The sequence below is a fragment of the Enterococcus sp. DIV0240d genome (assembly GCF_051711245.1).
In the GTDB taxonomy this organism is placed as follows: Bacteria; Bacillota; Bacilli; order Lactobacillales; family Enterococcaceae; genus Enterococcus_D; species Enterococcus_D casseliflavus.
The window spans coordinates 3127772-3140062 of record NZ_JBIOMG010000001.1; the positions used below are offsets into that span (position 1 = coordinate 3127772).

The following is a 12291-nucleotide window of genomic DNA, read 5'->3' on the forward strand; positions in this document are numbered from 1 at the left end:
AACTTATTGATCGCTGACTACCTGTTTTTGCGAGATGCTATGCAGGAAAATCCGTACGATTTGATCAATCCCAAGAAAAATGATTCACGACTAGCCAGTCTTTAACTTCCGTCAGATCAGAAAAAGTTTTCACCTGTGCAGCTACTTCTTGCTCAAGTTTTGGCTGTTTAAGCAAAGGATACTTCCCATTTTTCTTGACTGGCAAAGCACTCAAATCATCCGCAATCAGAAAAGCTGGGATTTCGGCTTGTTTTGCGGCTTTTATGCCAGCTAGAGAATCTTCTAATACCAAGGCTTCTTCAGGCTTTACGCTTAATTGTTGGCAAGCTGTTAGAAAGATTTCTGGATCAGGTTTGCCCTTTCGCACTTGATCCCCAGAAACCACTGTATCAAACCAATCTGGCATCTGTTCCATTTCAAAGTACGCCTTGATTTTTTCTTTCGATGAAGAGGATGCCACGGCCATCAAGCAATCTTGTTTTTTTAATGCTTCCAACAGTTCAAGAAGGCCGGGCTTTTTGAATACCCGTTTTTCTTCAGCTAAAATCACTTCTTTCTGAAGATTCATCGCTTCTCGCCATCGATCCGTTGGTACCGTACTGCCATAAAGTTCCTGCATCCCTTTACGAATATCTGCTTCCGTTCTGCCAGTCAGGTAATAATAAACTTCTTGGCAAACTTCAAAATCATATTCCTCCGCGGCTCTTAAATAAGCGCGGTAAGCTAGACGACCTGTTTCAAACATCAAACCGTCCATATCAAAAATCACCAGTTTTATCTTTTTCATCCTATAGCCTCCTTTACTTTTCTGCGAATAAAAAAGCAATGGTACCAAAATCCTCTGGAACCCATTGCTTCACCTTGTTTATTTACAGCTGACTGCTCAACTTAGCAATGATTTTACATGCGCCAAATGGCTGTCAGCCTTTTCCCGACCTTCTTTTACTAGTGATTCTGAAAGAATGAAGGAGCCGCCAACTGCTAGCACTTGCGGATCAGATAAATAGTCTTGCATATTTTCGAGGTTGATTCCGCCAGTTGGGACAAATCGAATATCATAAAACGGACCACTGAGGGCTTTGATTGCCGGCAAGCCCCCGTAGATATCCGCAGGGAAAAATTTCACAACTGATAAGCCATAATCCATTGCCCGTTGAATGTCATTTGGCGTAGCTGTCCCTGGAAACACTGGAATGTTTTCGGCAAGACAAAATTCCACCACATCAGGTACAAGAGCAGGGGAAACAATAAAGCGCGCCCCTTTCTCAACCGCTGCTTTCGCTTGTTCTAAGGTGCGGACCGTGCCTGCGCCTACGATCAATTTGCCCGATTGAGAGAGTTTTTCAATCGCTTCTAAAGCAAGGTCACTGCGGAAGGTCACTTCAATAAAATACAGTTCATGCTCAATCAGCAGTGATTCTACTACTGGCAAATAGGTAAGGTCTGTTGCAGTGTAAAGAGGCAACACCCTTGTTTTTGCCAATTGTTCATAGAGTGTCATACGCTCTCTCCTCCCTTCGTTCCCCTCGATTGCATTTGTTCTTTCAAGACGGCTTCATGAAGCCCTTGAAGATAACTGATACCAATCGCGCGATCATACAGACCATAGCCTGGCATCGCCACTTCCCCCCAGATCGTCCGCCCGTGATCAGGACGGATGACACCATCAAAACCGACCTCAACCAAGGCTTTCATAATGGCATACATATCTAACGATCCTTCAGTGGAAAGATGGGCAGATTCTTTAAATTTGCGTTCCCCCATAAACAACACATTGCGAAAATGAACAAAGTTGATGCGGCCTTTTAAGCCATGAACGATCTCCACCATGTCGTTTTCTGGATCGGCACCTAACGAACCGGTGCACAACGTCACCCCATTATAAGGCGAATCCACGATGGCCATGATTTTTTTCAAGTCCTCTAAATTTTTGGTGATCCGTGGCAAACCAAAAATTTCCCAAGGTGGATCGTCCGGATGGATCGCCATTTTCACATCTACTTCTTCACACACAGGAATGATCCGCTTTAAGAAATAGCTTAAGTTATCAAAGAGGATCTCTTGAGTGACCCCTTCATAAGTTGCCATCAAACGCTGGAACTTTTTCAGTCGTTCTTCTTCCCAACCTGGTAATTTAAAGCCTTTTGATTGGCTATGGATCAGCGTATACATCTCACTAGGTTCCATATCATCCACAACGGCTTGATCATAGAGCAAAGAGAAGCTGCCATCCTCGTTTTGATAAAATAGATTTGTTTTTGCCCAGCCGAAGATCGGTTTGAAGCTATAGCAGATCATATGTACATCACAAGCTGCTAAATTCCGAATCGTTTGAATATATTGATCGATGTAGTGATCCCGTTCCTCTGTTCCAGCTTTGATCGCATCGTGGATCGCGACACTCTCAATCCCTAATAGCGAAAGATGCTCTTTTTCAATTGATGCTTTTAGTGCGTTGATTTCGGAAACCTCCCATACATCTCCGGGCATTTTATTCAGAAGTGTTCCTACAATGCCGTGCATTCCTGGAATTTGTCGAATATTCGTTAACGGGATCGTATCCCCTTCCCCGTACCATCGAAACCCCCATTGCATTTGCTGTCATCCTTTCGTTTTTAAAAATCATCGTCCTCATCAGTTTCTTCGCTACTATCATCTGCTGAAGAATTGTGCCAAAGCGCTACACTGTTTTCTCCTTGCTGGATCACTGCTGCCACCGCCTGTTCAATCGGTGTCGCCAAAAATTGATGATTGATTGCTTCTAATACCATCGGTAGATTCACTCCGCCGATCACATACGTCTTTTCCTGAAGTGGTTCTTCTAATTGATTGATCGTTACAACCGACTGATTGTAGGGACTCGCACTCAATAGATCAGCAAACACCAAGACACCGTCCCCTTGATCTGTTTCATGAATCGCTTCATGGATTTTGTTTCCCAGAAGTTGAATATCCTCTCCGTGGTTCAAATTAACGACCGCAATATTTTCGACACTGCCCATGATCACCTCTGCAGCATCTTTAAAACCAGTACTCAGCTGTCCGTGAGTTGCCAATACGATTCCTAACAAATGTTATTCCTCCTTTTTAGCTTCCTAACCAAATAACGCAAGAACTTTTTGCATATTCCTCAGATTCAGCTCTTTTTGCTTTAATTGTTTTCTAGGCAGCACATACGTCTGATCCTGCTGCTTTTCTGCACAAAATAAATAGTTAATACTGCCTATTGCTTCACTACTGTGTTCGATCGCCAACTGCTGCAGTTGCCCTTCATTGAATTGCTTGCCGATAGCTCGAATCGGAGCATCGGCACCAATAGAATCTAAATAATAAATCTTCGCATTCGGCCTTACTGAATCACGTAACACTTCCAACCCGCGTTCTCCGTAACTTCCTTCATCAAGAAATGCGAAGGCCGTCGCTGTTTGACTGTTTTGACTGATCAAGGACAGCAGCGCTAAGATAGAGGAGGTATTGCGGGTTAGATTTTGCTGAAATCCTGCCCCGCGGCTTACGCGATTTAATAGCAGAAAATAAATACCGACCCCTGAAGCAAAAAGTGCTGTTTGCCAAGACAGCAAGGGAAATCTCCCTGAAGCAAAGTGGATATAAAGCCAAGTTCCCAACAGCCCTAAAAGAATCATCACTGCTGAAGCAGTCAGAATAAATTGATTTGTTTTACGGCCTTGCTCCTGCCGATCAAAAAAATGGTAATCGCCGAAATGCTGTGGCGGTGTATCATAATATGTGCAGATGATCCGTTTTGCTTTGGTCAGATCGCCAACATACAAATTGCGTGAGGCGTTTTTTTTCGTGTGATCATACTCGATCACCTGAAGATCTTTGCGAAACGGGATGATATCTGCGATGAGTGCCTTCAAAAATCTTTGTTTGCTTTTATCCGTGGAACGCGATCGGTAGACATACCGATAACGAAAAAGCCAATCACGAAATGTTTCTGTTTGATTCATGGTGAATTCTCCTATTCACAAATTACTCACAAGGAAGGAGGAACTCTATTTTTATAAGATCCTCCGCCTTCCTCTTCAACAGATGACGAACGCGCTCAATGATTACAAATTGAACTGCTTCAACACATCTTTAAGGGTTGATTTCGGTGCAGAAGGTGTTGCTTGAAAATAGATTGATTCCACACCGTACGCTTCGTTCATTTCTTTGAGTTTTTGCGCATCAGCTTGATTTAAATAAACAGATTTTGTTACCAAGAGATCTTTCTCGGGATCTTTTTGGGCGATACCGCCTATGTTCAATTCTTTCATTGGCACGCCGTGTTTGACTAAGTCGTACATCACACTGATGGTTTTAGCGATCAAAATACAGTTGTAATCTTTGAAGTTGTATTCATCCCAGTAAAATTTGGCTTTTTCTGGTGTAACGACGATCGTTTTTTGCCCTGTGCGGCTACCGGCATTTTTGTATAATTCCCGCATGAACTTATCCTTAGCTACTACCTCATCCACTACAAAAATCGAGTTGACTCCGCTTTTTTGTGACAAGGTCATCATGACCTGCCCATGGATCAATCGTTCATCTACTCGTGCTAAATTTACTACACCCATTTTTTCCACTTCCTTTTCTTATAAAATACCGACACCGGCTAAAATAATCAGAATCAAGGTCAGCCATAGTAATGCTTGCGTGACTTTTAATCCTTTCTTTGTATAGAACCAGTAGATGCCCATTACAACTGCTAACGGCAAAATCCCTGGTACAATCTGATCAAGGATATCTTGGATAATAAATTCTCGTCCAGAAATATCAAACTGTAGCGAAGAACTGACTTTGACATAGTTTCCAGCCAGAACCCCCATCATAAACAAACCGAGAACCGACAGTGTTTCAATTGCGGTTTGGACGCCTGTACTCTGCATCAAACCAGTTGCATTGCGCCCCATCGAAAATGCTTGACAGGCGAAAAACATTCCTAGAGAAACTTGATACAGTGCAAAGCAAATGAATGGGAACAACGCACCTAGTGGACTTCCTTGCTGTGCCCAAGGAACAGCAATCGCAATAAAGATATATTGAACGGTTCCTGAGTCGATGGCATCCCCGATTCCTGCTAAAGCACCCATCAAACCAGCTTTCGTGTTGTACATCAAATCATCTTGCATCAAAATTTCTTTTTTCTCATACTCTTCTTCGGCTCGCTGCTGTTCCATCGAAGACATTAATCCAGTGATGACTCCGCCCCCCCAACTCAGTTGGGTATTGAAAAACAGCAGTTGGCGTTTGTAGGCAGCTTTCAGTGCCTCATCGTCTTTGTAAAGTTTGCGCAAAATCGGCATCATGGCGTATAAAAGCGAGGGTGATAAATACCGTTCAAATGAATGCGGGATCTCATTGGCGAAATGCCATCTTAGGTATGCTTTTGTGACATCTTTCTTCGTGATTTCTTCTGGTGCGCCTTGCGCTTTTTGAATTGTTTCGGTCATTACTGCTCCTCCTTATCGATTAGAACCCGTCATCATAGTCATCGTCATCATCAAAGGATGGTGATGCTGTATTCGTTTCTGGGGCTGGGACCAATTTTCCTTTTTGTGACTGAACAAAAATCAACGCGATCAAAATGCCAAAAATCGCATAGGTGACCATGGTAATTTCCAGCGAACTGAAAACTACACTCATGAAATAGGCCAAGAAGAAAAAGACCATATAATCTTTTCGACCGATCACATAGACGGTAGTTGCAATCCCGATCGCTGCCAATCCGCCGCCGACTACTTCTAAAATATGAATAACGACTGTCCCCTCAAGAGCATTGATGACATCAGCAATCAGCGGAGCGCCTAAATAAAGTGCAATAAATACCAGCGGAACAAATAAAATAAATGAAGCCAGCGTTGGGTATAAAATAATTGAACGCGTCATGGCCTTGGCATTAAGATCTTCTACTGCTTTATCCGTATACTTTCCTAAGAAGGTATTGATAAAGAAACGGAACTGATACAAATAACTCCCTAGCAACCCAACAGGAACGGCAACAGCAATCGCTGCTTCTGGTTGCAGATTTCCTAGCAAAGCTACCGGTACGGCAATCGCCGCAGCAATTGAAGGTTCCGCTGGCATGGATCCGCCAGGAGAAAATACCCCCATGTAAATCATTTGTAAAGCGGCAGTAACGATCATGGCTTGAGCCACATTTCCCATCACCAGTCCGACAACTAATCCCGTCATCAATGGTGAAAAACGTAAAGTCAGTGTGGCGCCTCCGCCGAGCCAACGAGACATGACTGCTGCAACCCATAGCGCAATCAGTAAACTTTGTGTAACACTTAATGTATCCATTTTTCCTCCTCCTAAACTTCTTTCAAATAGTTTTCTAAATCAAGAACAGCTTCTTTCAAGCGTTCTTTGGTGATTAAGACTGGAATCAAGTGTACTTTTTCTTTCGAATCTATGAACTGCACCAACTGATCGATGACTTGTGCATCTTCAGGAAAAATACCCATTTGATGTAAACTCATTGGTAAGTGCAATTCTTGATAAAAGGGGATCAACTGATCGATGACCGTCCATTTTTCTTCAAGGGCTAATTGATAAAACATCCCATAGGCAACCTTTTCCCCGTGAAGAAAACGATGACTTTCAGGCAGATATTTACTGATGGCATCATGCATCGCATGCGCCGCTGCATTGCGGGCATATTTATCGCCTAGCCCGCCTACCATTCCAGCAACTGCAATAACGATCTCCGACAAGTGACAAAAGGCGTCTGTCACTTCCTGCCGCTTCATATCTTCAATCGCTTGTTTCGATTGTGTCAAAATAGCTGTTTCGCATAATTTTGCTGTATAGCCTGCCATTTGCAAGAAGGGCTCATTTTTCAAATGTGGTTGGGCTAAGATTGCTTCCGATTCAATCCACTTTGCCAACGTATCTGCTAAACCGGCGATGAAGTAGGAGACTGGTGCATCGATCACTAACGTCGGATCGGTAATCAAAAAAGCAGCCTGTCTTAAATAGTGTTCCGACTTTCCTTCAGATTCTCCCGACTCTTTATACATGACAGACAAGGGTGTCCATGGTGCACAATTACTGGCCAATGTTGGGATCAGTCCAAAGGGTCGATTGACTACATGTGCTGCATATCCCACTAAGTCGGCTAACTTCCCGCCGCCAACCCCCAGAATAAAATCGATCGCCAGTTCTTCAACAAGATCAGCAATCAGCCCAGCGCCATAATAGCTGCATTCTCCCGTGTAGCGATGATAAAAAATTTCCAAATGCGCATCTTCTAAAAAGAGTAATTTTGGTTTTGCTTTTTCCCATGAAACCGTTCCATGTACGAGCAGCAGTCGTTTTACTTTGTACTCTTTTAATACTTCCGGCACATAGTCGATCGCGCCTTCATGGTAACGATAAACTTGCGGTCCAACCTTTACTTTTAAATCCGTTAGCACGAGTTTCACTCTCCTTTATACAGCCAAAAACCGACTTTCCGCTTGAACAGCACGGTCTGGCAGCAGCCCCTTAACGATTCGTTCAATATCCGTTACACATTTGTTTCCCATCTCTTCTAAGCATTCCATAGTATAAGCCGATGTATGCGGTGTCATAACTACATTTTCAAAAGCTAAATACGGATGATCTTTATGACCAGGCTCTTCCTCTAAGACATCGGTGGCAAGACCAGCGATTTTCCCACTTTTTAATCCGCTTACAATTGCCTCTTCATTCAAAAGTGCGCCACGGGCACTATTGGAGAGATATACTTGATCTTTCATTTTTGAAATTTCTTCAAAGGAAATCATATGATAATTTTCCTCCGTCAAGTTAGCACATAGACAAATAATATCTGATTTTGCTAGCAGCTCGTCTAGCTCGACTTTTTTTCCGCCATAGCTTTGAATATGCAAAGCGGACTTATATGGATCGTATGCCAAAACCTCGCAGCGGAAACCATTTCTCAATATTTCTACTACACAACTTCCAGTATTGCCGACACCGATCACCCCTACCGTCTTGTTAAATAAAGCCCGTCCGACAAAGTTCGCTCGTTTTTCCCATTGATCTTCGCGGACTTTTGTATTCGATTCAACTGTACAGCGCAGAAGCGCCAATAGATTGGTCACATTATTTTCTGCTACTGCATCTCGCTCGACCAAAGCTGGAATGATCGAAACAATCGTTTGGTGGTCCTTCGCTGCTTCTAAATCAATATTGTTATAGCCGATCCCGTGGCGTGTGATCAGTAGCAATTCATCTTTATACTCAAAAAACTCTTTGGTAAAAAATGGGGTAACACTTGCTATAATGATGTTGTATCCCTTAAGCTTTTCTGCCAATTCTTTCCCATTGATTTCGCTATCGAACGTGAAATGACTGACAGTTCCGATTGCTTTCAACCGCTCGATATGTTGCGGAAAGATTTTTCCAAAGCTGCTGGAATTCACTATAGCGATCTTAAACTGTTCCATATTCTTCCTCCTTATTCTTTTGCAACAATCTCGTGACCACCAAAACCATTCCTTAGCGCAGAGACGACTTTTGCTGAGAAACTGTCTTCTTCTTGGGACAAATTTCTCATAAACAAACTCATAGCGATCGTCGGTACAGCAACATTCATCTCCAAAGCCGTTTCCACTGTCCACCTAGCTTCACCAGAAGCTGCAACAACCCCGCGATATTCCTCCAACTTAGGGCTCTCATTAAATTGGGCCGCTGCGATTTCCATCAGCCAGCTGCGAATAACCGATCCATGATTCCATACCTCTGCGACGGAAGCCAAATCAAAGTCATAGGCACTTTGTTCAATCAATTGAAAGCCTTCACCAATGGCTTGCATCATTCCGTATTCGATACCGTTATGGACCATCTTTAGAAAATGACCGCTTCCTGATTCCCCTGCATAAAGGTAGCCTCCTAAAACAGCCACATCTGCAAACAAAGATTCCACCTCTGAAAAAGCGATTTCATTCCCGCCAATCATCAAACATGCATCTTTTCTAGCTCCGGAAACCCCACCAGAAGTCCCACAATCAAAGTAATGCACCTCTTTTTCTTTAAACCAGGCTGCTCGGCGAATCGAATCTTTGTAATTAGAATTTCCGCCTTCAATCACGATGTCTTTCGCTGATACAAGGGGCCATAGTTCTTCAAGAATCCCCTCAGTCACAGTTCCCGCAGGAAGCATCAACCATAAAACCCGTCGGCCGCTAAAAGAATTCGTCAAATCAGCTAGCGTTTGATAGAGTGTAATTCCAGCTTCTTGCGCTGTTTTCTGCGCATGTATCGAAAGATCCAGCCCTTTTACTTGATAACCTTGATCTTTTAAATTGAGGGCCAAGTTCAATCCCATTTTTCCAAGTCCGATAATTCCTATCTCCATAACAGCGCCTCCATTTCATACTTTCATTATACAAAAAAATATTTTTTTGTAAATATAAAAAATAAAAATAATTTTTATTTGCTTTTTTTCTTTAAAAGAGGTAACGTAACAATACAAAGATAATAATGTTCATATAAAGGAGGTAACCGTCTTTGACTGTTTCGATTCGCCTGCAAATAAAAACGCTTTATAAAGACTTAAGTCTCAAAGAACAAGCGATTGCCGACTACATTTTGGAAAATCCTAGTAAAGTCAGCCACAGTTCAATCAGTGATTTATCCAATGAATTAGGCATCGCTGATTCGACCTTTTTTCAATTCACAAAAAAACTCGGTTACAACGGATTTAAAGACTTCAAAATGGCAATGCTGATGCAGGAAAATGATTTTTCTGCCATTTCGATCCATGAAAATATCCAGAAGTCTGATAATGAATTGACTATGGCTCAAAAAGTATTTGATTCCAATATGACCACATTGACTGATACCAAAAATCTTTTGAAAGAAGAAGATTTAAAGCTTGCTGCTGCAATGATCAATCAATCTAAACGACTTTTTTTCTTCGGCGTTGGTGGTTCAGAGATCGTGGCAACCGATGCCTATCACAAATTTTTGCGCTCGCCGATCACTGTTTTTCACAGCAGTGATTATCACATCCAACTGATGGAGGCTTCATTGTTGACGCCAGATGATTGCGGCATTTTTATCTCTCATACTGGAAAATCAAGAGAAACCATTGAACTAGCTCAAGTTGCCAAAAACAATGGTGCCAAAATTATCGTCATTACTAGCCATGCTGCTTCCCCTTTAGCCAAACTCGGCGACGTGGTTTTCATCTCTATTTCCGAAGAAACTGAGTTTCGCTCAGAGGCATTGGCATCCAGAATCGCTCAACTGAGCATCATGGATTCCCTCTATGTCATCTTAATGTTTATTAATCGAGACAAAGCACAACAATCGATTGCCAAAATTCGGCGCTCCATTTCAAAAATCAAAGAACCCTGAGAAGGGAAGAAAAAACTTAGATTTTTCTGCGTTTCGCTAATTCTTTTGTGAATCACAGTTGATATGCAAAAAAACTTGTGCTTTTTTCTGTACTCTTCTTTGGTTTCTTATCAACTTTTTCAGTTCTGAATCTCAAATGCGCTGAGCCTGCCAAAAATCTTGTCCCTTACTCTCGCAAAAAAACCACATCACAAAGCTATCCGCTCTGTAATGTGGTTTTTTAAGACTATCTTTTTTTAGGTAAATCAATAACGACTAGACACAATCTCTGCTCCAAAGGGCATCAACGCTAAGCGCGCCATTTTCAATGATTGCGCCGCAAATGGAATGCCGATGATCGTGATGGCTAGAATGACTGCGCTAGCTAAATGTCCTAAAGCCAGTGGTATACCAGAAAAAATCAACCATAAAATATTGAGAATCACGGACACGCCACCGCCACGGTAAACGATGTCTTTCCCAAATGGTGCTAATGACAAAGTCGCAAACTTAAAACATTGCAGACCAATGGGAATGCCGATGATGGTGATACACCATAAACACCCAGCCAAAAACCATGAGATCGCACCGATTAAACCGCCAAAGACAAACCAAATCACGTTGCCTAAAAAATTCATCTGATTACCCTCCTTCTTTTTTAATAAAGACTGCTCCTGTTTTAGCAAAGAAAGCAGAGGACATCGTTAGCACTCAGATGTGCACTAGCGTCCCTGCACCTTCCCCTGCGCGCTTCTCTTTTTTCTTAATACAAGCGAAATACGTTATTTTGTAAAATGCTTATTGTCCAGAATCAACGGTTGATTCGCTGCTGTTATTTGATTCATTTGAGTCATTGCCGAAGACACCGGTGATCGAAGACCAGATGCCGCTAAAGAAGCTCTTGATATTTTCCCAAAGGCCCTTAGAGGTTTCTTCGATTTGCTTGCGAGCTTCTGACAGATCCAATTCTTTGATGAAGTCATCGAAGATATTGTTGTCTCGCATGTCGCTCATTAAAGAGGTCAATTCAGAAATTTGATTTTCCGTAACGATTCCTTCAAGTCCGTTGTCCTTCAAGGCTTTTTCTACTGTCTCTTGAATGTCTGCTTGAGTCAATTCCGTACCATCTGCGGTTTGAGCAGCCAAATCGGTTTTCGCTTGTTCTTGCGCAGCATTCAAAGCTTCATCGGAATAGCCTTCTTTGTCTTTGTTCTCTTCGGTGATCGTAGAAAGCACATCCATCTCATCTTGAGCTACAGCTACTCGATTCTGATTGATGACGCCGCCTGATTCTTCAACGATTTTGTAAACCCCAGCTAACGCACCGGAACCGTCGATCGGTACAGCAGAAGCAACCGTTAACTTCGCATCAGTGATCCCTGCCGTCAGCGCCGCATTTTGATACTGGGCTGCGGTGATGCGGGTAATGTTATCTGGTGTCGCGATATCGACAGTGATTCCTGCCCCGCTTTCTAGCGTCTGCATTCTGACCGAGCTATAGACCGCCCAATCTGCGGTAAAGCCACCATCGGGAATGTATTTCATCAAGTCAGCACCGTTTGTCGTATAAATCGGTGTTTCGCCTTGAATGCCCAGACGTTCAAGTGTGTAGTCTTCTTGTGCTTTCGTCAAGGCATTTCCGATCGCCACGGCATTGACTTGCAAACGATCTGAACTGCTGTCAGAAGTACTTGTTTGACTATCGGTAGTGGCTGTCGTTGCGGTAGAATTGCTCGTTGCAGTGGAACTGCTGGTCGTTGAATTGGTTTCGTCAGCAAAAACTTGTGGTGCTGCTAATAAAACTTGGCTAGATACCAAGAGAGTCGCTAAAATCATCGCTGGTTTTCGAGTCTGTTTTTTCATCACTATATCCTCCAAGTGTTGATCTCTTTTTCAGGGATTTTTTCCCTCTTACTGCTGTAATTGTACTATAGGTTTTCTTGCAAAGCCTACGTC

Annotated in this window: 14 protein-coding genes; 1 reads left to right on the top strand and 13 read right to left on the bottom strand. The window is 42.7% G+C overall.

Features of this window, described 5'->3' with window-relative positions; translation table 11 throughout:
* Positions 1-64 precede the first annotated feature (64 nt).
* The 11 genes from IGJ25_RS15050 to gnd all read right to left on the bottom strand — a co-directional run bounded on the left by IGJ25_RS15050 (position 65) and on the right by gnd (position 9352).
* Positions 65-787 carry an HAD family hydrolase gene (locus IGJ25_RS15050; RefSeq protein WP_010749943.1) on the bottom strand — a complete coding sequence of 241 codons (723 nt, stop codon included), beginning with the start codon at positions 785-787 and terminating at the stop codon, positions 65-67.
* Positions 788-883: 96 nt separating this feature from the next.
* Positions 884-1501 carry a bifunctional 4-hydroxy-2-oxoglutarate aldolase/2-dehydro-3-deoxy-phosphogluconate aldolase gene (locus IGJ25_RS15055; RefSeq protein WP_010749944.1) on the bottom strand — a complete coding sequence of 206 codons (618 nt, stop codon included), beginning with the start codon at positions 1499-1501 and terminating at the stop codon, positions 884-886.
* Positions 1498-2595, bottom strand: a complete 1098-nt coding sequence (gene uxuA / locus IGJ25_RS15060) for a mannonate dehydratase (protein WP_010749945.1) — start codon at positions 2593-2595, stop codon at positions 1498-1500. Before uxuA ends, IGJ25_RS15055 begins: the two co-directional genes overlap by 4 nt.
* A 20-nt stretch (positions 2596-2615) precedes the next feature.
* On the bottom strand, positions 2616-3071 hold the full coding sequence (locus tag IGJ25_RS15065) for a PTS sugar transporter subunit IIA (RefSeq protein ID WP_010749946.1): 456 nt from the start codon (positions 3069-3071) through the stop codon (positions 2616-2618).
* Between the two features lie 24 nt (positions 3072-3095).
* Positions 3096-3971 (bottom strand): hypothetical protein, encoded by an 876-nt coding sequence (locus IGJ25_RS15070; protein WP_010749947.1) that lies wholly within the window; start codon positions 3969-3971, stop codon positions 3096-3098.
* Positions 3972-4073: 102 nt separating this feature from the next.
* The gene (locus tag IGJ25_RS15075) at positions 4074-4580 is read right to left on the bottom strand and encodes a PTS system mannose/fructose/N-acetylgalactosamine-transporter subunit IIB (RefSeq protein WP_010749948.1); all 507 of its coding nucleotides are present in this window, start codon (positions 4578-4580) and stop codon (positions 4074-4076) included.
* Positions 4581-4598: 18 nt separating this feature from the next.
* On the bottom strand, positions 4599-5456 hold the full coding sequence (locus IGJ25_RS15080; RefSeq protein WP_010749949.1) for a PTS system mannose/fructose/sorbose family transporter subunit IID: 858 nt from the start codon (positions 5454-5456) through the stop codon (positions 4599-4601).
* Positions 5457-5475: 19 nt separating this feature from the next.
* On the bottom strand, positions 5476-6309 hold the full coding sequence (locus IGJ25_RS15085; RefSeq protein WP_005228432.1) for a PTS mannose/fructose/sorbose/N-acetylgalactosamine transporter subunit IIC: 834 nt from the start codon (positions 6307-6309) through the stop codon (positions 5476-5478).
* 11 nt (positions 6310-6320) lie between these two features.
* Positions 6321-7424 carry an iron-containing alcohol dehydrogenase family protein gene (locus IGJ25_RS15090; protein WP_005228431.1) on the bottom strand — a complete coding sequence of 368 codons (1104 nt, stop codon included), beginning with the start codon at positions 7422-7424 and terminating at the stop codon, positions 6321-6323.
* Positions 7425-7439: 15 nt separating this feature from the next.
* Positions 7440-8441, bottom strand: coding sequence for a D-isomer specific 2-hydroxyacid dehydrogenase family protein (locus IGJ25_RS15095; RefSeq protein WP_010749950.1), 1002 nt, complete (start codon positions 8439-8441; stop codon positions 7440-7442).
* Between the two features lie 11 nt (positions 8442-8452).
* Positions 8453-9352, bottom strand: a complete 900-nt coding sequence (gnd, locus tag IGJ25_RS15100; RefSeq protein WP_005228429.1) for a phosphogluconate dehydrogenase (NAD(+)-dependent, decarboxylating) — start codon at positions 9350-9352, stop codon at positions 8453-8455.
* A 152-nt stretch (positions 9353-9504) separates the two neighbouring features.
* Here gnd and IGJ25_RS15105 point away from each other — a divergent pair, with 152 nt between their 5' ends.
* Positions 9505-10356 carry a MurR/RpiR family transcriptional regulator gene (locus IGJ25_RS15105; RefSeq protein ID WP_005228428.1) on the top strand — a complete coding sequence of 284 codons (852 nt, stop codon included), beginning with the start codon at positions 9505-9507 and terminating at the stop codon, positions 10354-10356.
* 245 nt (positions 10357-10601) lie between these two features.
* Here IGJ25_RS15105 and IGJ25_RS15110 read toward each other — a convergent pair whose 3' ends face one another.
* On the bottom strand, positions 10602-10973 hold the full coding sequence (locus IGJ25_RS15110) for a YccF domain-containing protein (RefSeq protein ID WP_010749951.1): 372 nt from the start codon (positions 10971-10973) through the stop codon (positions 10602-10604).
* Between the two features lie 160 nt (positions 10974-11133).
* On the bottom strand, positions 11134-12198 hold the full coding sequence (locus IGJ25_RS15115) for a DUF1002 domain-containing protein (protein WP_081116047.1): 1065 nt from the start codon (positions 12196-12198) through the stop codon (positions 11134-11136).
* Positions 12199-12291 lie beyond the last annotated feature (93 nt).